Source organism: Priestia sp. LL-8 (assembly GCF_036227845.1).
Taxonomy (GTDB): domain Bacteria; phylum Bacillota; class Bacilli; order Bacillales; family Bacillaceae_H; genus Priestia; species Priestia zanthoxyli.
This window is the reverse complement of record NZ_JAZAQH010000001.1, coordinates 941,583-964,438: the sequence shown is the minus strand read 5'-3', so window position 1 is coordinate 964,438 and position 22,856 is coordinate 941,583. Positions and strand designations below refer to the sequence as shown.

The 22,856-nt window shown below is 38.1% G+C and carries 21 protein-coding genes; 4 read left to right on the top strand and 17 right to left on the bottom strand.

Annotated elements, in window-relative coordinates; all coding sequences use genetic code 11:
- Positions 1 to 513: 513 nt before the first annotated feature.
- Complete coding sequence (locus U9R83_RS04935; protein WP_014461334.1) at positions 514 to 1,092, bottom strand: DedA family protein; 579 nt, start codon at positions 1,090 to 1,092, stop codon at positions 514 to 516.
- Between the two features lie 235 nt (positions 1,093 to 1,327).
- Entirely contained in the window at positions 1,328 to 2,308 is a 981-nt protein-coding gene (locus U9R83_RS04930; RefSeq protein ID WP_034269761.1) for a zinc-binding dehydrogenase, read from the bottom strand.
- A 171-nt stretch (positions 2,309 to 2,479) separates the two neighbouring features.
- Here U9R83_RS04930 and U9R83_RS04925 point away from each other — a divergent pair, with 171 nt between their 5' ends.
- Positions 2,480 to 3,361, top strand: a complete 882-nt coding sequence (locus U9R83_RS04925) for a LysR family transcriptional regulator (protein WP_140451596.1) — start codon at positions 2,480 to 2,482, stop codon at positions 3,359 to 3,361.
- Positions 3,362 to 3,617: 256 nt separating this feature from the next.
- On the opposite strand, the gene U9R83_RS04920 is transcribed toward U9R83_RS04925, so the two are convergent.
- From U9R83_RS04920 to U9R83_RS04905, 4 genes are all read right to left on the bottom strand, one after another.
- Entirely contained in the window at positions 3,618 to 4,652 is a 1,035-nt protein-coding gene (locus U9R83_RS04920) for an AI-2E family transporter (RefSeq protein ID WP_014461337.1), read from the bottom strand.
- Positions 4,653 to 4,820: 168 nt separating this feature from the next.
- Entirely contained in the window at positions 4,821 to 5,474 is a 654-nt protein-coding gene (bluB, locus tag U9R83_RS04915; RefSeq protein ID WP_034269758.1) for a 5,6-dimethylbenzimidazole synthase, read from the bottom strand.
- Positions 5,475 to 5,938: 464 nt separating this feature from the next.
- The gene (locus tag U9R83_RS04910; protein WP_014461339.1) at positions 5,939 to 6,358 is read right to left on the bottom strand and encodes a hypothetical protein; all 420 of its coding nucleotides are present in this window, start codon (positions 6,356 to 6,358) and stop codon (positions 5,939 to 5,941) included.
- Positions 6,359 to 6,459: 101 nt separating this feature from the next.
- A complete protein-coding gene (locus U9R83_RS04905) occupies positions 6,460 to 7,098 on the bottom strand; it encodes a DUF1643 domain-containing protein (protein ID WP_226700960.1) in 639 nt (212 codons plus the stop codon).
- A gap of 383 nt (positions 7,099 to 7,481) precedes the next feature.
- Here U9R83_RS04905 and trhA point away from each other — a divergent pair, with 383 nt between their 5' ends.
- Positions 7,482 to 8,132, top strand: coding sequence for a PAQR family membrane homeostasis protein TrhA (gene trhA / locus U9R83_RS04900; protein WP_013055671.1), 651 nt, complete (start codon positions 7,482 to 7,484; stop codon positions 8,130 to 8,132).
- 42 nt (positions 8,133 to 8,174) lie between these two features.
- On the opposite strand, the gene U9R83_RS04895 is transcribed toward trhA, so the two are convergent.
- The 7 genes from U9R83_RS04895 to treP all read right to left on the bottom strand — a co-directional run bounded on the left by U9R83_RS04895 (position 8,175) and on the right by treP (position 16,168).
- Complete coding sequence (locus U9R83_RS04895; protein WP_140451597.1) at positions 8,175 to 9,362, bottom strand: NRAMP family divalent metal transporter; 1,188 nt, start codon at positions 9,360 to 9,362, stop codon at positions 8,175 to 8,177.
- Positions 9,363 to 9,371: 9 nt separating this feature from the next.
- Positions 9,372 to 10,127 (bottom strand): LamB/YcsF family protein, encoded by a 756-nt coding sequence (locus U9R83_RS04890; protein ID WP_221780532.1) that lies wholly within the window; start codon positions 10,125 to 10,127, stop codon positions 9,372 to 9,374.
- Positions 10,128 to 10,139: 12 nt separating this feature from the next.
- Complete coding sequence (locus U9R83_RS04885; RefSeq protein ID WP_243548825.1) at positions 10,140 to 11,138, bottom strand: biotin-dependent carboxyltransferase family protein; 999 nt, start codon at positions 11,136 to 11,138, stop codon at positions 10,140 to 10,142.
- Positions 11,128 to 11,850 carry a 5-oxoprolinase subunit PxpB gene (gene pxpB, locus U9R83_RS04880; RefSeq protein ID WP_243548823.1) on the bottom strand — a complete coding sequence of 241 codons (723 nt, stop codon included), beginning with the start codon at positions 11,848 to 11,850 and terminating at the stop codon, positions 11,128 to 11,130. Before pxpB ends, U9R83_RS04885 begins: the two co-directional genes overlap by 11 nt.
- Positions 11,851 to 12,198: 348 nt before the next feature.
- Complete coding sequence (gene treR, locus U9R83_RS04875; RefSeq protein WP_042992290.1) at positions 12,199 to 12,915, bottom strand: trehalose operon repressor; 717 nt, start codon at positions 12,913 to 12,915, stop codon at positions 12,199 to 12,201.
- A gap of 88 nt (positions 12,916 to 13,003) precedes the next feature.
- Positions 13,004 to 14,689 (bottom strand): alpha,alpha-phosphotrehalase, encoded by a 1,686-nt coding sequence (gene treC / locus U9R83_RS04870; protein WP_243548822.1) that lies wholly within the window; start codon positions 14,687 to 14,689, stop codon positions 13,004 to 13,006.
- A 15-nt stretch (positions 14,690 to 14,704) separates the two neighbouring features.
- Positions 14,705 to 16,168 (bottom strand): PTS system trehalose-specific EIIBC component, encoded by a 1,464-nt coding sequence (gene treP, locus U9R83_RS04865; RefSeq protein ID WP_328575076.1) that lies wholly within the window; start codon positions 16,166 to 16,168, stop codon positions 14,705 to 14,707.
- A 198-nt stretch (positions 16,169 to 16,366) separates the two neighbouring features.
- On the opposite strand from treP, the gene U9R83_RS04860 reads away from it, so the two are divergent.
- The gene (locus U9R83_RS04860; protein WP_226700956.1) at positions 16,367 to 16,543 is read left to right on the top strand and encodes a YvzF family protein; all 177 of its coding nucleotides are present in this window, start codon (positions 16,367 to 16,369) and stop codon (positions 16,541 to 16,543) included.
- A 38-nt stretch (positions 16,544 to 16,581) separates the two neighbouring features.
- Here U9R83_RS04860 and aroD read toward each other — a convergent pair whose 3' ends face one another.
- From aroD to U9R83_RS04845, 3 genes are all read right to left on the bottom strand, one after another.
- Positions 16,582 to 17,367: a type I 3-dehydroquinate dehydratase gene (gene aroD, locus U9R83_RS04855; protein WP_226700955.1), complete on the bottom strand. Its 786-nt coding sequence runs from the start codon at positions 17,365 to 17,367 to the stop codon at positions 16,582 to 16,584.
- A 66-nt stretch (positions 17,368 to 17,433) separates the two neighbouring features.
- Complete coding sequence (locus U9R83_RS04850; RefSeq protein WP_014461353.1) at positions 17,434 to 19,191, bottom strand: thiamine pyrophosphate-binding protein; 1,758 nt, start codon at positions 19,189 to 19,191, stop codon at positions 17,434 to 17,436.
- A 51-nt stretch (positions 19,192 to 19,242) separates the two neighbouring features.
- Positions 19,243 to 20,673: an aldehyde dehydrogenase family protein gene (locus U9R83_RS04845; protein ID WP_014461354.1), complete on the bottom strand. Its 1,431-nt coding sequence runs from the start codon at positions 20,671 to 20,673 to the stop codon at positions 19,243 to 19,245.
- Positions 20,674 to 21,200: 527 nt separating this feature from the next.
- On the opposite strand from U9R83_RS04845, the gene U9R83_RS04840 reads away from it, so the two are divergent.
- A complete protein-coding gene (locus U9R83_RS04840; protein ID WP_013055659.1) occupies positions 21,201 to 21,758 on the top strand; it encodes a shikimate kinase in 558 nt (185 codons plus the stop codon).
- Positions 21,759 to 21,782: 24 nt separating this feature from the next.
- Here U9R83_RS04840 and U9R83_RS04835 read toward each other — a convergent pair whose 3' ends face one another.
- Positions 21,783 to 22,814 (bottom strand): LacI family DNA-binding transcriptional regulator, encoded by a 1,032-nt coding sequence (locus tag U9R83_RS04835; RefSeq protein ID WP_115653162.1) that lies wholly within the window; start codon positions 22,812 to 22,814, stop codon positions 21,783 to 21,785.
- Positions 22,815 to 22,856 lie beyond the last annotated feature (42 nt).

The window sequence follows — 22,856 nt, the reverse complement described above, 5'->3', positions numbered from 1 at the left end:
TTTACCTCCTGTTTTATTAAAATTTCAGAAATACTTGGGGTACCTAACCTGTAATTTTTAAGCTTATTTTCATTTACGATCAAACACATTTCACATTCATATAGTACGGGTAATTAGATCGATCCAATTTTAAGCTATATTCATTATTTAACCAATCTGTAACAAGCTGCATTCAAAACGAAAGCTGCTCTACTCACATGTAAAAAGAAAGAAATCGCTTACAAATTTATGGTTTTAATAACATACGTTGGACGCGTGCTGTACGTCTTACCTCCCTTCGCAAGGCAGCATTTCTCAACATTACTAGAAACAAAGCTTTCACCTATACCTAGCTTCTTTTATTAAATGACTGCAGTAAACACCCGGTGAACCAAGACAACTCTTAGCGACCTTATGTACCATAGTATCACATTTTTTTAAAAGGAAAAATGTTTTTTTGTAACTTTTCAGAAAAATGTTTTTATTTAAATAATTTCTTTATATTAAAATAAAGCTATAACCATCATTATAGCTTTATTCTTGAGCTTGGCTTTCTCTTTTTTTTTTCATCCACCAGCCTGCACCAACTATCACTCCGATTATAAGAATAACAAATATTAAACGATCTACATCATGCAAATATTTTTGGATTTTTTCAATATCTCCAAGTCCTCCTACATAGAGCAAAAAAACAAACCACGGAAAAATTCCTAAGGTGCTGTATAAAACAAAGTCCTTAGATTTGATTTTACTAAGTCCTGCCAAATAGGTTATATAGTTTGCGATACTGATGGGACGAGAAATCGTAATACTCCATTTTCCATATTTATGAAACCATTTTTGGGCACGCTTTATATTTTTTTCACCAAACCAGCGCTTGGTAATAGATTCAAACCTGTATCCCATAACGAACGGAATATAGTTGAATGCGATATAAATAACGGTATTGACAGCTGAAACAATAAGGATTTTCCATATTGAAAGCTGCAGCACCGAGCCAATGAGCAAAATCGATAACGTACACGGAAAAGGAATTGCCGCAGCTTCGATTGCTGTAGCAATAAAGATGCCCACTATGCCTAAATTTTGTACAAAATCAATAAACCCTTGCACCTTTTTTCTCCTTTCAATCATACAAATTTCACGTTCTTTCATCATAACTCAAACTATTCAAAATTTCACGATTTCAAAGCAATTTTACTAGTAAAAAAAGCTCATACGCACCCGTTTGCTATATTTGATTATCTTCTATCATATGCAGTTCATAAGTGAAGTAACGCAAAAAAAGAAAATAGCAGAAAAAAACTCTTTTATTAGTTGTAATAAAAGAGTCTTTTCTGTCCTGCTATTATTTAATTTTAGCAATGATTTTCCCTTTCACATGGCGTTTTGAAAGCTCTTCTAATGCACTGGGCACTTCTTTTAACGAGATGATGCGCTCAATCATCGGAGCTACTTTCTTCTCTGCTACTAATGCTAAAAGCTCATCGCCCATTTTTGCTAAATCCGCTTGCGCCATCATGTCATCAATGTGGTGTGCAGCATTTAAAGCTACTTCATGATAAGAAATCACCTTTGTAAAAGGCTTTACTTTTGTATAATCAGGTGCACCAGCAATATGTGCTAAGTGTCCTCTATAGGCAATCATATCTAAAGAATCCGTTGCGTTCTTTGCGCTCACCGTGTCAAGCACAGCATCTACGCCGCGGCCATTTGTCAGCTCCAATACTTTTTCTACGACGTTTTCCTCGCGATAATCAATTACATAATCAGCTCCTAACGACTTCACATACTCATGATTATGTGCTGAAGCTGTTGAGAAAACGGTTTTTCCAGCATTTTTAGCAAGCTGCACGCCAAAGCCCCCTACGCCTCCAGCTCCTCCGTGAATTAAGATGGTTTGAATATGGTTCATTGGAAGTTTACGAAATAGTGCTTCATACGCCGTGTAGCCTGCAGTAGGCAATGCAGCAGCTTCTTCAAATGTAACGGCATCAGGAATGCGCGAAATTGAATGAGCAGTTGTAACCGCATATTCAGCATATCCGCCCTTTTTCATAAAGTCCCCGTGATAGACGACGCGGTCTCCTTTTTTCCAGTCAACTACTCCTTCTCCAACTTCATCAATTGTCCCAGCTACATCTAAACCTAGAATGTGAGGATATGTCCAATGAGGGTTTCCATTAGTAGCCGTCTTATAATCCACTGGATTAAGTCCCACTGCGTGAACTTCAACTACTACTTCTCCTTTATTTGGAAGAGGTTTTTCCACTTCTTCTACTTTCATTTCTGTCCATTTATTTTTATCTTGCAATAATAATGCTTTCACAGTCTAACTCTCCTTTTTAAGTCATGTTTAAGTTATATGGTGGTGTTGCTTTTATTATTTTATCTAAAAATGATTTGCTTACTATTTTTATTTTAAAGAGAGCTTGTCTATAATACAAATTAGAAAATAATTAGATATCCATAAATAAATTTATAAGAAAGGGTAGCGTAAATGATTGATTTTGAATGGTATCGCAGCTTTATTAGCATTTATAAATATCGATCCGTTTCTGAAGCAGCCAGAGCGAGGATCTTAACGCAGCCGGCCATGAGTCAGCACTTAGCTGCTTTAGAGGCTGAAATAGGCGAAGATTTATTTATCCGTGCACCGAGAAAGATGATTCCAACCGAAAAAGGCAAAGAACTGTACACGCGTATCGTCCCGTTAGTTGAAAGTCTAGAAGCTGCTTCACTTCAATTAAAAATGAGCGCATCATCTCCCGACGCGCTGCCGGTCGTAAAAATTGGTTCTCCCGTAGAGTATTTTACCGAACGAGCTTTAGAAAGAATAAAAGATGCAGGTATCCGCTGCTACAGCCAGTTTGGTATTGCTTCTGTTTTACTTGAAAAGATACAAAACGACGAAATTGATATTGCTATTACAACCCAAAGATTACAAATACCAGGAGTCGAATATACGGTCATTGAAGAAGAAGAGTTTGTCTTAACCGTCCCTCCTTCTTTTGAAATGACAGCTAGTAAAGACGTAGAAGATTTTTTATACAATCAGCGGTGGATTAGCTATGGCCTTGAACTTCCTATTATCAGGAGATTTTGGCGGCAGCATTTTAAAAAACGACCTGAAATCCAGCCTCATCATGTGATTCCAAATCTTCAAACGGTGTTAAAAGCCATTCAGCATCACATGGGAATCAGCCTGCTTCCCCGCTATTTGATTCAAGAAGCGCTCCGAGAAAAAAAGGTAAAAATCGAACTTGAACATTTAGCGGTAAAAAATCAGATCTTTCTTGCTTATAAACTTAAGCATCGAGATCATCCTGTCATTCAAAAAACGATACGCTCGTTAAAAAAAGAAGAGGTTGAGAAAGAATGACATGAATCCATTCTAAAGACGAACAAATAGGATACATAAGCTGAACCGCTTGTTACACCGCAGTTGATTTCCATGCAAGGCTTCGCTTTCTGCGGGATCTCACCTGTTCCGCTTTTCCCGCAGGAGTCTTCACCTTGCCCTCCAATTAACTGCTAAAAGGAACGAAAACAGATGAAACCTACGTTCACTATAAAAAAAAACCCGAGCCATTAGTCAAACATCTTGACTAATGGCTCGGTTTTCACCTCGTCTAAAATCATTTTGTCCCAGTCTCTTCTTTTTTTGACAGCTGCTGTGCTGAATCTACTCCTACTAGATCTAAAAAGAAAATAAAAATAGGAATACCAAGAATCAGCCCCCATACGCCCAAGAAGTGTTCACCAAATACTAAAATGATAAACGTAATGAACGTCGGCAAGTTGGTTTTAGATGACATAAGCTTTGGATTTAATACATAGCTTTCAAGTGCATGAAGTACTACCACCATTATTAACACAGATAGTACTTTTACACCGCCTCCTAAACTGTAAGCGATTGTACAAAGCGGAATGAGTGAAACAAATACCCCAAGAACCGGCACTAGCCCTAGTAGAAAGACCATAACGCCAAGCGCAAGCAAATTAGGAAACCCTAACACCCACAGCGCAATAACGGATAAAATGCTGTTCACAAAAGCGATAATAAACTGAACTTCTATTACCTTGCCGAAGGAATTAACAAATTTTCTTCCCAAATAGCCAGCTTCTTTGAAAAACCAGCCCAGCCTAGATTGTTCCAGTTGGACAAATAATCGGTGAATCCGCGACTTTTCAAGTAAAAAGAATAGGCTTAACAATAGTGCTAAGAAAACTTGTGCACTTACTTTTCCAATATTGGATAAATAGCTGTATACTAAATCAATATTCTGCTGAATATTTTCTGGTGATTTGAATCTCTTTAAATTATCGATAATATAGGTGACGAATGTATTATCAGGGGGGTGCTTGTAAAAATACATCAGCTTCTGTACAAGCTCAGTAACTTGCGTCATAATAACCGGGATATATACATATCCTACAATACCGAGGGCCCCAATCAGTGCGATATAGATGACGATGAGTATAAGCGTTGAATTAAGCGGAAGCTTTCTTCTTAACGCTTGTTGAAGACGACCAATTAAAAAGGTAAAAATAAACGTAAATAACAGCAGCTGAAGCATACTTCTAATGCTGACAAGTAAAACTGTAATGATAATAAGCGTAATGATGCGAACAGTAAGTTTGTTGTGAAGCCAACTTCTTGCAATATTCATGAAACCTTCAATTCTCCTATCTCTCTTTTTCCCAAGTCATTTGTATACATATAAATAAAACGGATACGCTAGACGCTCATATCCGCTTTCGCTATATATAGTGTATCATTTAATATTCAAATTTTACTATATTTCGGCGCTTTTTAGTATGTCTTTATTTTCTCTCCGCTATTCTTTTTCATTTTCCCATATATTATGATAAATTAGCTTGTCTAAATCCCTTCTTTTTTCCCAGTTAGCTTGTTCTAAGATTGGTTTCTCAGGGTATTTATCTGTATAGCCAATTGACATGAGCGCTACAGGATCAATATGAGGAGGAATATGTAAAATGTCACGTACATCATTTTTCTTATAAAAACTTACCCACCCCATTGCCAGTCCTTCTGCATATGAAGCAAGCCACATATTTTGAATCGCACATGCAGTTGACATCATATCGGTTTCTGGAATTGAGTTTCTTCCGAGAACATGAGAGCCTCCTCTTGTTGGATCACACGTTACGCAAATAGTTAACGGCGCTTCTTTTAACCCTTGAATCTTTAGCTCTAAAAAATCTTCTTTCTTTTCACCTTCATAATGAATAGCCAGTGCTCTTCTCTCTTTATCTGCTGCCCAGGCAAGTTTATTTTTCACTTCTGTATCAGATACTAGTATAAAATTCCAAGGCTGCATAAACCCGACGGAAGGTCCGCTGTGAGCAGCCTGTAGAATGTTATAAACGGTTTCATTCGGAATCTCATCAGACAAAAATGTTCGTACATCTCTTCTTCCGTAAATCGCTTTATATACCGCTTGCTTTTCGTCGTTTGTAAACGAGTTCATCTTCTTCAACCTCCATTAAACTCTCTTTTTAACTATTTTTCTCAAAAAACATTTAAAAAATGTGATCCAAACTTTATGTTTTCTCGTAGTACTATATGAATCTATCATAAAGGAGGTTGCAAACATGTTCAACGACGTTTTAATGAACTTATTTAACGCGGTAAGCAGCATCATTAACACAATTGGATAATTTGATTGTACATATTTAGTAAGAGAGGAGGCATATTACATGCTAAACGAGGTACTTATGAACTTTTTTAACGCAGTAAGCAGCATCATCAACACAATCGGATAAAAAAAGCACAAAGAAAAGGGTAACTGCCATTACCGCCGTCTTTATGCTTTACTAGTTCAAAATCATATATTTTACAATAAAAAGAACTCTTTGATTAGGAGTTCTTTTTACTTATCCTAACATGTTCCCTTTTATTTGTATATATGCCCTGCCATTTCAACAGATTCACTTATATGTTGCAAGCATACACATAGGTCTGCAGCTCGTAGTGCAGTTCTTTTAAGTCTTCAGCTGCTTGAGTCAATAACTTCTTTCGCTGAGCTGTATACACATCTAGAATAGCTCTTTCTACTTTTACCTTTTCTTCATATAAAATATCTAACTTATCTTCATTTCCTTCAAGGGAAATAGGCTTTAACATAGCAAATTGATAAATGGGTTGTCCATAATCCAATTTTGTTAAAATAGAACCTACTAATACATCCTGCGAGCATTCATATACGAAGTTTAACAGCGTACTTAATTCTTCTAGACGAGAAATATCCAGCTCTGCATTTTCGTTGATCACAGCCCCTATATATTGAAAGCACTCTTCTTCTAGCTCATTATAAATAGTTGTGATGCGGTGCAACACTTCATTCAACTTCATAAAGTTCCCCCTTCACACACGCTTCTTGATACAACCATATGACAAAACTTGGTGTTTTATACTAACGAAAAAGCGAGGAATATAAACCTCGCTTTTTCTCTTTATCGATACATACTGGCAATGTCTTCAATAAACATAAGCGGTTCTTCTTCTGTTAGTTGTTTAATTGGAGAATAATCCTCTCCACCAAAACTTTGATCTATGTCTTCAATAAACGAAGAAACTTCTTCTGACTCTTCACGATTAGCCGGCACTTCGTATTTCTGTAATTCTGTACGGTGCACGACGGATAAAATATGGCGAGGGAATTGCTGCTTCGTTTTTCCAAAACAGTATACCGGCTTGTGTTTCAAAAAGCGTTCTACTTCCTCTTGCCGGTTATAAACGCTTCCATGATCACCCCAAGCTACCACAACCAGTTCAGCATCTTCCACTGCTTTTTGAATATATTCACCTGTTCTTGTTCCAACAGCTTCTTCTTTTGAAAGCATGCGTAAAAACGAAACATGGTCGGTTTGATAGCTGAATAAATAAACGATTTCTAAGACTCCAAATCCCCACTTTTGCGCCAGTTCTATGCATTTGGATACAGCGGTATCGTCGCTGTATTCATACGTATTCTCTGGAAATGACAAGATAAACGTAAGTTTACGTTCGTTTACTTCACTCCATTTGCATAATAGAGAGTATTTGTATGTGCCTGTTTCATCAAAAATAACTTCTTTTTTCACTGCGTCCATCCCCCTGCCTTCTTACAATCTTGTTACTTATCTATTGCAAATGAGCTAAGCAGTAATCGTAACCTTGACTGTTAAAAGTTTTATTTTATATGTATTTCAAAATCATGCCTTCATGACAACTTTTCTGCCATTTTTTCAAAAAGCAATTTTTTTCTTCTATACATGCTTTTTACAGCTAGTGAACATTCACATATACATCTTTCCTCTTTTCGGACCTCCAGTCAAAATAGATAAAATCAAAAGAATGGTCTATAATAAAGAAATAACCAATGACTTTTTCACTCATGTTTTTGACCGTTACGGATTTTTTCTCAGCAGGTATGTTCAAAACTGATCCTCTGAGAAAATAGAAGATAAATTTGTGTAAAGAAAGGATTTTGTAAATGGCTACTACACACACATTTACAAGAGGAGAAGAAATTGCAAATGCGATTACACACGGCGTTGGAGCCGTACTCAGCATTGTTGGATTAACGCTTTTAATCGTACTTTCTTCGTTAGAAGGAACGCCTTGGCATGTTATCAGTTTTACTATTTACGGAGTAACCATGCTGCTTCTCTATGTCTCCTCTACGCTTGTCCATAGTTTTCCGGAAGGTAAGGTAAAAGACCTTTTTGAGATATTTGACCACTCTTCTATTTATTTGTTTATTGCCGGGACGTACACTCCATTTTTATTTATCGCAGTTAAAGGAACCACCGGCTGGACACTTTTTGGAATTGTATGGGGCATCGCTCTTGCAGGAATTGTATTCAAAGCTTTTTTTGTGAAGAAATTCCTTTTTATTTCCACCATTCTTTACGTATTTATGGGATGGATGATTGTGTTTGCGTGGGATTCGTTAACTCAAAACATTGCCCATCAAGGAATTGTCCTTCTCGTAGTTGGAGGCGTATTGTATACAATCGGGGCCGTTTTTTACGTATGGCGAGGATTTCGTTTTCATCATATGATTTGGCATATGTTTGTTCTTGGCGGAACCGTACTCCACTTTTTAGCAATCATTTTATATGTATTGCCTATAACCAATTAAAAAAGGGCCAGAAGGCCCTTTTTTAATTGGTTATAGCATTCCTTACCACAGTTTTGCCATTTGAGTCACAAGCGTATAGACTCCTAGCACAGCCATAATAACGACCACAAAACCGCCAAAAACGGTAAGCCAAGTCGGATGCTTGTAATCGCCTACTATCTTCTTTTTATACGCCGCAATAAGCATTGTACCGAGTGTAATAGGTAAGATTAACCCATTTAATGCTCCAGCTAAAATGAGCAGCGTGACCGGCTGACCAATCGTTAAGAAAACCAGGGTTGAAATTGTAATAAATGCAATGATAATCCAGTTTTCATATTTCTCAATCCTTTTGCTGAAGGATTTAATAAAGGAAACCGATGTATATGCCGAACCAATAACTGAAGTGATAGCCGCCGCTGCCATAACGACACCGAATAATTTATAGCCAATATCTCCTGCGGCTAACTGAAAAACAGAGGCAGGTGGATTATCAGGATTCAGTTTTAACCCTTGACTCAACACACCTAATGTCGCTAAAAATAGAAAAATTCGAATGATCGAAGCAATGGTAATACCGGATACTGCTCCTCTTGTTACTTCAGGAATCGCGGCTTTTCCTTTGATTCCTGCATCTAATAAACGGTGACCTCCTGCAAATGTAATATATCCTCCTACCGTTCCTCCTACAAGCGTAACAATCGCCATGACGTCAATTTTATCTGGCCAAAATGTTTTAGATACCGCTTCTCCTACTGGAGGAGCGGAAGAAACAGCAACATATACCATTAAAACAATTAATATTCCGCCCATTAATTGAGCAAAACGATCCATTAATTTTCCGGCTTCTTTGACTAAAAAGATTGCGATAGAAATGATGGCTGTAATGACTGCACCCGCTTTAGGAGAAATACCAAATAGCGCATTAAAGCCAAGACCCGCGCCTCCTACATTTCCAATATTAAATGCTAAGCCTCCGATTACAATTAAAATAGCAATAAATAAGCCGAGACCTGGCAAAACACTGTTAGCGATATCCTGTGCTCTTTTTTCTGAAACGGCAATAATACGCCATACGTTTAGCTGAACGCCAATGTCTAATAAAATCGACAGTAAAATGACAAAACCAAAACTTGCGGCGAGAGCTTGTGTAAAGACCGTCGTTTGAGTTAAAAAACCTGGCCCCACTGCTGAAGTAGCCATTAAAAATGCTGCGCCGAGCAGCACGCTCCAGTTGCGTTCTTTTTTCATGATGTCACCTCATTGTGGTTGAATAATAATTTGTTCTTCTTTTAGCTTGTCACAAATAGCTTTGGCAAATTCAACAGCATGTGCACCGTCTCCATGAATACAAACGGTATCTGCTTGAATGGAAATCTCTTCATTTTGCACAGTGAATACTTTCTTTTCTTTGACCATTTTAATTACTTGAGAAATAGCCGCTTCTTCATCTTGAATCACGGCGTTTTCAACGTTTCTCGGCGTCAGCATGCCGTTCTGTTGATAGGTTCGATCTGCAAATACTTCCTGAGACGTACGCAATCCCATTTCGTTTCCGGCTTTAATCAATTCACTTCCAGCCAAACCATATAGAATAGCTTCCTCACTAACATTATAAACAGCTTCAGCAATAGCTTTAGCTATGTCTCGATCCCCTGCAGCCATATTATATAAAGCACCATGAGGTTTCACATGATGAAGGGTCCCTCCTTCTGCACGTATAAAAGCTGAAAGAGCCCCCATTTGATACACCATTAAATCATAAGCTTCTCGAGGCGTAATTTTCATATATCTACGTCCAAATCCAGCTAAATCTTGCAATCCGGGGTGCGCGCCAATCGCCACATTTTCACTCAAAGCCAGCTTTACTGTTTCTCTCATAACCGAAGGATCTCCGGCATGAAAGCCGCAGGCAATGTTTGCTGACGTTACATAGCGTAAAATTTCTTTATCATTTCCTAATCTATAGTTTCCAAAGCTCTCCCCTAAGTCACAGTTCAAATCAACGGTAGCCATCTTCTTCTCTCCTTATATTTTCATTCGAAGTGCTCTTTTAATATGATTTATTTTCTTTTCCTGCTCCATATATAAATGCTGCGCTTCATCCAGTGAAATTGCTTGAAAAGAAACCTTTTTCCCTGGAGAAATTTGCGCAAGCGCTGAAAAATCTGCAGTTGCTACCTGTCCGATTCTAGGATATCCTCCTGTGGTTTGATGATCTGCTAATAAAACAATGGGCTGTCCTTCTTTTGGTACTTGAATCGTACCGAACGTCACAGCGCTAGAAAGTAGCTCTTTTTCCTGCTCAAGGACTAGTTTCTTCCCTTTTAGCCTATAGCCCATGCGGTCAGATTGAGGGGTAACGTCAAATTCTTGATTAAAGAAATGCTGTTGACTTTCTTTTGTAAACCAATCAAATTCCGCACCCTTCATCGTGCGGATAATAGGCGTCTCGTATGAAGGAATAAGTTTAGGATGAATCGTCCAAAAAGCCTGCTGAAAAGAGCGGTCCGTTTGCTGTTTCACCAGTTTCTTTATAATTGCTTCCCCTGTTTCTGTAAGAGGATGGCTTAATATTTCGTCTCCTGACTGTAATGCTTTACCATGCAGCCCGCCTATTCGAGCGCGAAGTGAAGTGGATGTACTTCCCATAACTGCCGGAACATTAAAAGCACCGGAAACCGATAAATAAGAACGGCACCCTAAAGTCGGAACACCAAACTGCAGCACGCTCCCTTTTTTCACATATAAAGGCCGCCACATCTTTACGGCTTCACCATTAACAGTTGGCGATAAATCCCCTCCTGTCAGGGCAATCAAAGCATCTTGCTGAAATTCCATTTTTGGTCCCATTAACGTAATTTCAATAACCGGCTGATTTTCTTGATTTCCTACTAATAAGTTGGCAATCCTTAAAGCAACTTTGTCCATTGCCCCGCTGACAATCATGCCGTCCTTTTGATATCCATGTCTGCCGATATCTTGAATCGTTGTTAATAAACCGGGACGTATCACTTTAATACTCATCTTCATCCACCTCCTTTTGGGCTTTATATTCCGTTTCAGAAATGGAAACAAATCGAATACGATCACCTGCTTGAAGCAAGCTTGGCGAATCTTTTTTTGGGTTAAATAGTGTAAGAGGAGTACGCCCGATTAACTGCCATCCTCCAGGTGTCTCAATTGGGTACACGCCGGTTTGCATTCCTGCAATGCCAACTGACCCTTTTGGTATGCTGCTTCTCGGTGATTCTTTTCTTGGAGTCGCAATTTCTTCGCTCATCCCTCCCAAGTAAGGAAAACCAGGAGCAAAACCTATCATATACACTAAATATTCTCCACTCGTATGAATGGAGATAACTTCATCAGGCGTTAAGGAATGAAAAGCAGCTACTTTCTCTAAATCCGGTCCGTACTTTCCTCCGTAACACACCGGAATATCAATTTGTCTAGCGACCGCTTCAGATTTTTCTTCCTGATTGGAAAGCAGTTCTTCAATATATGTAGATATTGCTGTGTAAGGATTTCTTCTTCCTTTTTCACTCATTATCCAAGGGTCATAATAGATTGTAACTGTTGTAAAAGCCGGCACATATTCAATCATTCCCTTACATAATGATTGCTCTAGTACCTGAGTAAACTGCTGAATGCGTTTATGTATGCCGAAATTAATTTCGTCTCCAAATGAAACGACAATGCCGCTGTCACCAAGAGGATAAAGTCGATAATCGTTACTCATTCCGTCTCCTCCTTTTTACTTAGTATTGTTTGAGCAGCTCTCTTTAATGCTGTAGATAAATACCTTTATTAGAATTACTAATGAAATTATCGTTTTTAAATAACAATTTCTTATATATCTAATAAAAAAAAGAACAATAAACCCCTATTCTGTATGAATAACATTATACAAATATAAAATAATCTTATGTTCTACTAAAACAAATTCTAAAGAAAAATTCAACCTTTTTAAAATTTTATCGTCAAAAGGATGATGCTTTTTCAATTTTTTACATAAAAAAACTGCTTTGTTTCCTATACCAAAGCAGTTTTTTGTGTAAGTATCTATAAATTCATAGGGAGTAGAACATTATACGCCTCTGCGAGCAAAATCTACAAAACGGAATTTATCAAGACGATGACGTGATTCCGTATATTGAAAAAGGCTTGCATCTTCTAGATACACATAGTTTCTTACTACCACAATATGTTCATAGTCTTTCAAATCTAAGTAACATTTATCTTCGTCCGTCAGCTCGTCAACGGAAATTTCTTTTTTAGCAAAGCTGATTTTCAGCCCAAGATCTTTTTCTAAGTATTCATAAATAGAGCCTTTGCATATGTCTTTTGTGAGGTGAGGAACATACTTTTTATGAAAAAAATCTTTATCTAAAATAATTTTTTCTCCATCGATTTCACGTGCTCGAATTACTTTCCATATGAGATCTTTTTTTGTCACCCCAAGCTGTGTGCACAGATCTTGATCGGCCTTGACTAATTCAAATTCTTCTACAATAGTAGTCGATGTATGTCCTAGCTTTTCCGCCACTTCTTTGAAGCTAACAAGTCCTGATACTGGAAAATCAAAGCGTGATACATCTAATACAAAAGAACCTTTTCCTTTCATTTTTTGAATGTATCCATTTTGTGAAAGTAAATTTAACGCTTTCCGTATCGTTTCACGAGACGTTTGATACTGTTCAACAAGCTCATTTTCAGAAGGAAGTTTTGTATTAGGACGCCAGTCACCACGTTTAATTTTATCGACTAACTGTTCGTAAATGCTGATAAATTTATTTTCTTTCAATTGCCATCACCTATTTTACTTTCTATATATACCCAATTGTATAAAAAGAACGATAGATTGTCACCCATCGTTCTTTTTACTTTTTTCTCTATTTTTTTAAATGATACACGATTGATTCATACGGCCGAAGTAAGACTCGCTTGAATTCCTTTGATGAACCTTCGTAGTTAGACAGCAATATTTCACTATCATATCCTTCAAAAGTTATATCTTCTGGCAGTTCAAAAATTGTTTCGCTGCCGTAGAAATTATTTATCACGAGCAGCTTTTCGTCTGCTCCATTTCGGATATAAGCGAAAATCTGCTCGTCTTCTCCAAGAATCAATTCATAGTTTCCATAGGTGATAATCTCGTACTGCTTGCGTAGTGCAATAAGCTTTTGATAAAAGTAAAAAATTGAATCTTTATCATCTAGTGCTTTTTCCACATTAATTTCACGGTAGTTATCAGCCGGATTAATCCATGGCTTTCCTTTTGTAAAACCTGCACTTGGCTCATCGCTCCATTGCACCGGTGTACGGGAATTGTCTCTTGATTTATGTTTTAAAATCTCCAAAATTTCAGTTTCGTCCATTCCTTGTGCACGTTTTATCTCATACACATTTAATGACTCCACATCTCTATATTCATCAATAGAGGAAAATTTCGGGTTTGTCATACCTATTTCTTCCCCTTGATAAATATAAGGTGTTCCCTGCATCAGATGAATTGTTGCAGCGAGCATTTTAGCAGATTTATTATGATAGAGTTCATCGTTTCCATAGCGTGAAACAACGCGAGGCTGATCATGGTTGCACCAAAATAATGCATTCCATCCTCCACCTTTATTCATTTCCGTTTGCCAAGTTGATAAAATCTCTTTTAATTTAATAAAATCAAAATCTGCTAGCGCCCACTTTTCTCCGTTTGGGTAATCAACTTTCAAATGATGAAAATTAAACGTCATGCTAAGCTCGTCCCGATCCGGATGAGAGTACTGAATGCAGTGGTCAACGGTTGTCGATGACATTTCCCCAACGGTCATACTATCATATTTTGAAAAAACTTCTTGATTCATTTCCCGCATATATTCGTGCACGCGAGGACCGTCGGTGTAGAATTTTCGGCCATCCCCTGGTGCAACCGAACCATCATCATCTAAGAAGCGCTGATCTTTTGAAATTAAGTTAATGACGTCTAGCCGAAATCCATCTACACCTTTTTCAAGCCAAAACGTCATCATGTCGTACACGCTGCGGCGCACACGCTCATTTTCCCAGTTCAAATCCGCTTGCGTTACATCAAACAAGTGCAGATACGATTGTTCTGTCAGCTTATCATGCTCCCACGCTGATCCTCCAAATTTTGAAACCCAATTCGTCGGAGCCCTCCCATCTTCTTTTTGATCTCGCCAGATATAAAAATCTCTGTACGGATTATCTTTCGATTTTTTAGCTTCTTGAAACCATTCATGTTCAGTTGACGTATGATTAACGACAATATCCATGATAATTTTAAGATCCCGCTTATGCGCTTCTGTTATTAAACGATCGAAGTCCTCCATTGTTCCGTATTCTTCTTGAATAACAAAATAATCACTTATATCATACCCATTATCCCGCTGCGGCGATTTATAAATTGGGGTTAACCAAACAACATCTACGCCAAGCTTTTTCAAATAATCTAGCTTTTCAATAATGCCAGCTATATCACCCACGCCGTTGCCAGTCGTATCATAAAAACTTTTTGGATAAATTTGATAAACAACAGATTTTTTCCACCAAGGTTCTTGCATTTTTAACACCACCATTTAATTCTTTGAATTATGTTGAAACGAGTCTGTACCCGCGACAGTTGATGTAACGGTTGATCTTTTCTGAAGCTTTCCAAGCGTTAACGTTAAAAGAAACGGTACTACGATTACGATTATCATTCCAATAATAAAAGGCGGCCAGCTCTGTGGAACAATTGATAACGGAGCAGGGATACCACCGATTCCCACCGATGCTGCTTTTACTCCCGCAACGGATATGACGACACCAGCAATAGCAGAACCAATCACTGCAGAAATAAAAGCAAATCTAAAGCGTAGATTTACACCAAACATTGCAGGCTCCGTAATGCCAAGCCACGCTGAAATCCCTGACGTTAAAGACAATCCTTTTAATTTCTCATCATTTTTTGAAAGAATCATTATCGCAAAAGCCGCAGAGCCTTGTGCAATATTCGATAATGCTACCATTGGCCATAAAAACGTACTTCCCACGCTTCCAATCAGCTGTAAATCTACGGCTAAAAATGTATGGTGCATGCCCGTAATAACAAGAAGAGCATATAAGCCTCCGTACACAAGCCCTCCAATAAATGGAGCCGTTTTAAACAGCCATACAACTGCACCTGTAATAACATTTCCTATTGCAAATGTAATTGGACCAATCACAATAAAAGCGAGAAACCCTGTTACTAAAAGAGCTACAGGTGCTACAATCAAAAGTTGAAAACCATCCGGTATGCGTTTTCGTAAAAACAATTCGATTTTTGCCAAGACGAATGAAGCAGCTAACACAGGTAAAACCTGTCCTTGATAGCCGACTTTCTCAACATGCAGGCCAAATAAATTCCAAGTATCGATACTTCCTTTTTTTAATGCTTCTCCGTAAGACCATGCATTTAGCAAATCAGGGTGTACGAGCATGAGCCCAAGGACAATTCCAAATAAAGGACTTCCTCCAAAACGCGTAACAGCTGACCACCCAATAAGAGCTGGCAAAAAGGCAAAAGCCGTATTCGCAATTAAATTAATCATACTTGCGAAGTCTTTCCACTGTGTATGAACATCTACGATTGATTTATCATCGTAAAAAATTCCGGCTCCTGTTAGTACATTATTGATTCCCATCAATAAACCCGCGGTTACGATGGCCGGTAAAATGGGAATAAAAATGTCAGCTAATGTTTTTATTGCGCGCTGCAGCGGATTTAAGTTTTTAGCCGCTTCGTTTTTCACTTCTTCTTTAGATAGTTCGCCTATACCTGTAAGCGCCACCATTTCTTTATATACTTTATCAACCGTGCCTTGACCGATAACAACTTGAAACTGGCCGTTTGTAGAAAAAGATCCTTTTACTAATTCGTGCTCATCTAGCATACGTTGATTGACTTTACCTTCATCTTTTAAAACAAGTCGAAGACGCGTTACACAGTGCGTTGCAGCAGAGATATTTTCTTTTCCGCCAACGGCTTCTACAATGCGCTCCACAGATTCTCGATTCATGTCTTTTCCCCCTTGTTTCCGCTTTCATTTTATTCCTGTATTTCCTATCCCCCATATAAATCTCACCACAAACCTGTATATACAAGTTTTATGTTTTTATTCTAACCTGTATATACAGGTTCGTCAACAAAAATAAAATTACTTCTTTTTCATTTCATGATATAGTCAAAAAGCAGAGTATATGGAAGGAGACGTTACATGCTACAAGTAAGATTAATGGGAACGCAAGAAGAAATTAATGAAGCAATCAAACAATTTGAACAGAACTACCATATAGAACATCAGTCAAAAGAATATACGCGAAGCGCTAATCCAAAATATGAGCGCAAAAAAGATACTCGCGTTTATCTTTCAGTGCATTTAAAAGATAAATAAAAAGAACAAGAGCATAGCATGCTCTTGTTCTTTTTATTTTATATCGAACCAATTTGATGGAAATGATTGCTCTCAGGACCCGTAACTTTTTTTGTTAACTGAATTATTTTTCGTAATTCATCAATTGGAACTTGCCCAGGAGCTGAGCTGCTTTTCCCTACAGCGAAAGTAACAGAAGAGCCGTACATCCACCCGACGATCCGGCTAATAGCTCCTAACCCTCCCATTGACATGGTAATGAGAGGAATGCTGAGCTCTTTTTCAGCCTCTCTTGTAGCTTCCAATAAAGTTAAAACATCTTGATTGTTCTGAGGCATGACAGCTGCTTTTGCTGCATCTGCTCCGTAAAATTCAGCTAGAAATAAGCTTTTAAAAATTTCCGCTTTAGGAGGCGTAAAAGAAAAATTATGATAAGAAAGCACAAGTTTCTTGTTATTTTCCTTGGAAACTTCACGCAAATAGCGGATGTGATCCGGCTGATTTGATACTTCAAAATCAATAATTGCTACATACGGGTGTTTACATACCTCTGCAAGTATGGCTACTACTTCCTTTTCTGATAAAGAAATAGGCTGCCCTCCTTCTTTTTGAGAACGTACAGTAAGCAAAATAGGAGTACGCTCGCTATTTTCATATATACCTTTAGCTGCACAAAGGACGCTGTTTATATCTTGAATTTCTTCATAAAAATCTAAGCGCCATTCAATTATATCCGGCTTTTTTAATAGAATGTCCGCCAGCTCTGTTAAAAGCTCTTTGTGATTTTTGCCTACTAAAGGCGTACAAATAGATGGAGAATGAGTTCCTTCCCCTCTCTCTAACATAGGAACAGCTCCTTTTTATCAAAGTTAAATATTTCCGTTTCTATTTCAGCATTTGTTCCATACTTGTTAAACAGATACATGGTGTACTTTCTTATCTGGAGAATAAATATCCATGATGTTCCAATGTCCTGATGTTGGTACGGGATTGTTTAACATCGCTACATCAATTACAACTGGTTTATTAGAAGCAACAGCTCTTTGAAGCGCCGGTTTAAACTCTTCGGCTGATTGAATTTTTATACCTTCTACTCCATAAGCTTTAGCGATACCTGCAAAGTCAGGAGAATATACCTCTCCATCTTTTTCAAATACTGTGCCTAGAGTGGTTCCAAAATGTGCTTTTTGCAGTCCCGCTATCGTACCAAACGCAAAGTTGTTCATAATGATCCAAACCACAGGAATATTCTCTTCGGCTGCCGTAGCAAGTACAGCTGGATTTTGGCCGAATCCCCCGTCCCCTACTAGAGAAACAACTACTTTATCAGGCTGAGCTACCTTTGCTCCTAAAGCTGCCGGCGCTCCAAATCCCATTGTGGCAAAACCTCCTGGAGTTAATATACTTCCAGCTTCATAGATTGGAAACTGCTGTCCTACCCCATTCTTATTCCAGCCTACATCAGTAGTAATATAGGCATCTTTCGGCAGGACTTCACGAACTTCATTTAAAATTCGCTGCGGCTGCATTGGGAATGAATTATCGTGAATATACTCTTCATTGCTAGCTTTAAACTCTTCACGATAAGAAGCAATCTCTTTGATTAATGCTTCATTTTTTTCCCCTTCTGGAATAAGCTGTTTAGCTACGCGATTTAAGACTTTAAGGGCTTGTTTTAAATCAGCTACTGCACCAATTTCGGCGGGATAATTACGCCCTATCTCGCTAGGATCAATATCAATATGAATCAATTTTGTGTTTGAAAAATCAAACGTATACTCCGGCTCCCATGAGCTAGAATCTGCTTCTGCAAACCGTGTTCCTAATGCTAAAATATAATCGGCAGTCCGGCACTTTTCATTAATAAACTTCGTGCCCCAAAACCCTGTCATCCCTAGAGTCAAGTCATGATCATCTGGAAGCGCTCCTTTTCCCATCAAGGAATGGGCTACCGGAATATTCAAGTGATCCACGAGCTCTTTTAGTTCATTTGCTGCATCTGCTAATAGGATACCTCCGCCTACATATAACACTGGATTTTTGGCATTAATTAGTTTTTGTACAATACTCTTTGCCGTTTCGTCATCGATAGAAGGTTTTTGCAAAGATTTCGTTTGGCGATGCAATCGATCAAATAAAGAAACATCGATCTTTTTTGAAAAGATATCCATAGGTACAGATACTAATACGGGGCCAGGATTTCCACTTTCCGCTAGTAAAAATGCTTTCTCTAATATTTCTGGAAATAAATCTGGACGGTCAACTCTCCATGCACGCTTAACGAATGGACGATAAATTTCATATTGCGAAGCATCAGCATGTAAATTTACCTCTTGATGCGGATGCTTTCCATAATAATGAGTAGGAACATCACCAGCGATGACAACCATTGGAATTGAATCTAACGCTGCATTGGCTACACCTGTAGCAGCATTTGTTAAGCCAGGACCTAAGTGACTTAATACTACTGCTGCTTTTTTCGTCACACGCGCATAGCCATCAGCTGCATGCGCTGCAATTTGTTCGTGTCGAACGTTGATAAATTTAATTTTGCTTTCTTCTAAGGCTGTTAGTACCGCTATGTTTGTATGACCACACAAACCAAAAATATGCTCGATGCCTCGCTCCTCAAGATAATTTACTAATTGATGTGATATTAATTTTTCCATTGTATATCCTCCTTTAAATTCACTATATAGTTTGTCAGGTAATAAACTCAGCTACGATAGCTGCAGGACAATCATTTTTGTTTCTGTCATATCTTCAATCGCAAAGCGAGGTCCTTCTCTACCAACGCCGCTGTCTTTTATCCCACCGTACGGCCAATGGTCGAGTCGAAAATTAGAGGTTCCATTAATCACAACTCCTCCTACTTCTAAAGATTCAGCAACACGGTAAGCTAAATCCATTTGATTTGTAAACAGCCCTGCTTGCAAACCGAATGATGAATCATTTGTTTCCCGAATAGCTTCTTCAATGTTTTGATAAGGAATGATGCTCACCACAGGGCCAAACACTTCTTGACACACTACTTTGCTTTGTTTAGGAGGATTTAATAGAACAGTAGGTTCTATAGAAGCTCCTGTCTTTTTGCCGCCACATATCAGCTTCGCACCTAGATCGACTGCTTCTTCAATCCAAGCCAAAACTCGGTTTGCTGCTTTTTCATCTACTAAACATCCAACATCCGTCTGCGGCAACAGAGGATCTCCAACTTTTAAAGACATTACCGCACTCTTCAGAAGCTCTGTAAATTCAGAAACAACTGAGTCATGTACATAAATACGCTGAACTGAAATACAGCTTTGACCGGAGTTGCTAAACCCTGTTCTCCCACACATTTCAGCAGCTTTCTTAATGTCTGCATCTTCATGAACGATTGTTGAAGCATTTCCTCCTAATTCTAGAAGCACTTTTTTCATTCCAGCCAGCTCACATATATTTCTGCTTGCCACTGTTCCACCGGTAAAAGAAATGACATTTACCCGGTCATCTTTTACGATTTGCTGTCCTGTTTCTACTCCGCCTAAAACCATATTGATAGCGCATTCAGGCATTCCAGCTTCTAATAATAGAGCTATAAACTCTGAAGCAACTAAGGTTGTTTGCGGAGCTGGTTTTAAAATAACGCTGTTGCCGGCAGCAAAAGCCGGTCCAATTTTGTGGCATACTAAATTCAAAGGTGCATTAAAAGGAGTAATAGCAGCAACTACTCCCACAGGCACACGGAATGTAGAAGCTATCGCTTTTCCTCCTCGTTCAGAAACATCTCCGGGGATCGTTTCACCGATAAGCCTTTTTGCTTCTTCCGCGGACTGCTCTAATGTTTCTACAGATCGAGATACTTCATCCAACGTATTCTTCAGCGGTTTTCCTAACTCATTTGAGATGAGAGAAGCAAATTTTTCTTTTTGCTTTTCCAAAAGCCTTGCTGCTTCTTTTAAAATTTTTGCTCTTTCATAAGAAGACAGGCCCGCAACTGTTTTTTTAGCTTCATAGGCGGCCGATAGTGCTCTTTCAACATCTTCTGGCGTTGCTATAACTTGCTCACCAATTACTTCCTGCGTATACGGACTTTGAATACTTACTGCTGATCGATTACCTTCAAGCCATTCTTTATTTACATAAGGCCTTGCTCGTCTAAAGCTCATTGTTATCTCTCCTTTTAACAATTGACCTGACTGCTTTTTAGATCGATCTAATTTTAAATATAGATCGATCTAAACTTGATGCAGTATTCTATAAATCCTATTAATTTAAAGTAATAACTCGTTTTGTAAACGTTATCATAATCCTACAACAGAAATTTTAATCTAGCAATAGTAAATTAAAGAATTTTCTAAAAATATTTATTTATACTGAGTCTAGTTTGCTTATACTCTCTTACGTAGTCTCACGTTCACTTCTTTTTTTCTTACATACACTGTAGGAGCACTGTCAATATGACAAAGATTAATGATTGTGATCGAGCTTACCTATTACTAATTTGCTTTGGTTACAGCATATCACCATCTGTTGACTAACAAAAATTTTATAAACGCGAGCTGATACTTGCTTCGTAGGACATAATATACCTTTCACTGTTTTTACAAACAGTAAAATTTGTATTATAATTCTAATAACTAAAATACAAAATAATAAGTTTTTTATTGTTAAAAACAGAAAGAGGCTTTGAAAAATGACTTACAGCGAGATGTCTCTTAGAGAAAAAAGCATTGTATTTATTGGCTTTATGGGCGTAGGTAAAACAACAATCGGCGAACTAGTCGCTAAGAAATTATACAGAGATTTTGTCGATATAGACCAAGAAATCGAAAAAATGTTTCAAATGCCTACATCACAAATCTTTAAAGAGTTTGGTGAAGAGTTTTTCCGAAATAAAGAAAAAGAAGTAATTAGCCAGTTATCTCAGCAGCGTTTAAAAATTATATCCGTTGGCGGAGGCGCATTTCTTCAAGAAGAAATTCAAAAAATATGCTTATCAAATTGTATTGTATTCTTTTTAGACCTTTCATGGGATTCATGGAAAGAACGCATCAGCCTCATTATTGACAGTCGCCCTGTTTTACAAGGAAGAAGTCTAGAGGATATTGAAGAATTATTTTATACGCGACAAGCAATTTATTCCAACCACCACTCCAAAGTAGAAACTGACAATTTGGATATTGAAGAAGTAGCAAATTATATTGTTGATTCCTTGAAAATGGCTTGGGATATTTACGAACCGTCCAAATAATTCACAAGGAAAAGAAGCAGTTCATTAACTGCTTCTTTTTTTTGATGACGATTCTCGAACAACTAACTGAGGCGTTAAAATAATGCGATGATGATGTTCTTTTTTATCAACAATTTGGTTATGAAGACACCGTGCAGCATCTTTTCCTATTTGTCTTGCAAAAGAAGAAACGGTTGTTAGAGTAGGGTGGCATACGGATGATTCCATGACATTATCAAATCCCACTACCGCTATATCTTCTCCCGGAGCGATCCCTTTCTCTTTTAAGCCTTGCATGACGCCAAATGCAACTAAGTCGCTAAAACAAAAAACTGCTGTTGGAGGCTCAGAAATGTTCAGTACTTGATGTGCAGCTTCTACACCGCCGCTTCTTGTCGGACCGCTCGGAATAACAAGCTCTTCATCAATAGAAATTCCTGCGTTCTTTAGCGCCGAACGGTAACCTTCCATTCTTTCTTTCCACGTTGTAGAACCGGTTGTTCCTCCTAAAAAGGCGATTCTTTTATGTCCCTGTTCAAGTAAGTGTTGAACCGCTTTTTGAACGCCTAAGCTATAATCTACCCCTACATAATCTGACTCCACTTCAGGCAATTCCCTTACTGCTAGTACTGAAGGAACATCTAAATGCTGAATTTTTCTTACCGTATCTTCCGATGTACCCGCAACAGGACATAAAATAATGCCCCCTACCCGATGCTCTAGCATCGTAGAAAGCAGCTGATCCTGTCGATTATCCGAATCAAACGTCGTACCTAAAAACACCGTATATCCGTCTTTCTCGAGCTCCTCGTGTACTCCAATTAACAATTCTGTAAAGAACGTATTAGATATATCCGTAATAATAACTCCGATTGTTGATGAAGTTTGAGATCTTAAATTTGCTGCAATACGATCATATACGTATCCTAACTCTTTCATCGAAGCTAGAACTTTTTTTCTTGTTTTTTCGGAAACACTTGGACTATTTCGTACAATAAGAGAAGCGGTAGCTCGAGATACTCCCGCGTGTTCTGCCACTTGTTGTAAGGTGACACGTTTGCGTTTACTTTGTTTCAATTTATTCCACCAACCCTTTATAAGGCACCTTTTATAATTATT

Excerpts from the sequence above, each read along its gene's own strand:
- U9R83_RS04845 (WP_014461354.1), bottom strand. The coding sequence starts at position 20,673 with ATGAGCTTTAGACGAGCAAGGCCTTATGTAAATAAAGAATGGCTTGAA.
- U9R83_RS04885 (WP_243548825.1), bottom strand. The coding sequence starts at position 11,138 with ATGAGTATTAAAGTGATACGTCCCGGTTTATTAACAACGATTCAAGAT.
- trhA (WP_013055671.1), top strand. The coding sequence starts at position 7,482 with ATGGCTACTACACACACATTTACAAGAGGAGAAGAAATTGCAAATGCG.
- bluB (WP_034269758.1), bottom strand. The coding sequence starts at position 5,474 with ATGAACTCGTTTACAAACGACGAAAAGCAAGCGGTATATAAAGCGATT.
- U9R83_RS04905 (WP_226700960.1), bottom strand. The coding sequence starts at position 7,098 with ATGGACGCAGTGAAAAAAGAAGTTATTTTTGATGAAACAGGCACATAC.
- U9R83_RS04895 (WP_140451597.1), bottom strand. The coding sequence starts at position 9,362 with ATGAAAAAAGAACGCAACTGGAGCGTGCTGCTCGGCGCAGCATTTTTA.
- U9R83_RS04860 (WP_226700956.1), top strand. The coding sequence starts at position 16,367 with ATGCTACAAGTAAGATTAATGGGAACGCAAGAAGAAATTAATGAAGCA.
- U9R83_RS04890 (WP_221780532.1), bottom strand. The coding sequence starts at position 10,127 with ATGGCTACCGTTGATTTGAACTGTGACTTAGGGGAGAGCTTTGGAAAC.
- U9R83_RS04920 (WP_014461337.1), bottom strand. The coding sequence starts at position 4,652 with ATGAATATTGCAAGAAGTTGGCTTCACAACAAACTTACTGTTCGCATC.
- U9R83_RS04910 (WP_014461339.1), bottom strand. The coding sequence starts at position 6,358 with ATGAAGTTGAATGAAGTGTTGCACCGCATCACAACTATTTATAATGAG.
- U9R83_RS04925 (WP_140451596.1), top strand. The coding sequence starts at position 2,480 with ATGATTGATTTTGAATGGTATCGCAGCTTTATTAGCATTTATAAATAT.
- U9R83_RS04840 (WP_013055659.1), top strand. The coding sequence starts at position 21,201 with ATGACTTACAGCGAGATGTCTCTTAGAGAAAAAAGCATTGTATTTATT.
- treP (WP_328575076.1), bottom strand. The coding sequence starts at position 16,168 with ATGAATCGAGAATCTGTGGAGCGCATTGTAGAAGCCGTTGGCGGAAAA.
- U9R83_RS04850 (WP_014461353.1), bottom strand. The coding sequence starts at position 19,191 with ATGGAAAAATTAATATCACATCAATTAGTAAATTATCTTGAGGAGCGA.
- treC (WP_243548822.1), bottom strand. The coding sequence starts at position 14,689 with ATGCAAGAACCTTGGTGGAAAAAATCTGTTGTTTATCAAATTTATCCA.
- pxpB (WP_243548823.1), bottom strand. The coding sequence starts at position 11,850 with ATGAGTAACGATTATCGACTTTATCCTCTTGGTGACAGCGGCATTGTC.
- aroD (WP_226700955.1), bottom strand. The coding sequence starts at position 17,367 with ATGTTAGAGAGAGGGGAAGGAACTCATTCTCCATCTATTTGTACGCCT.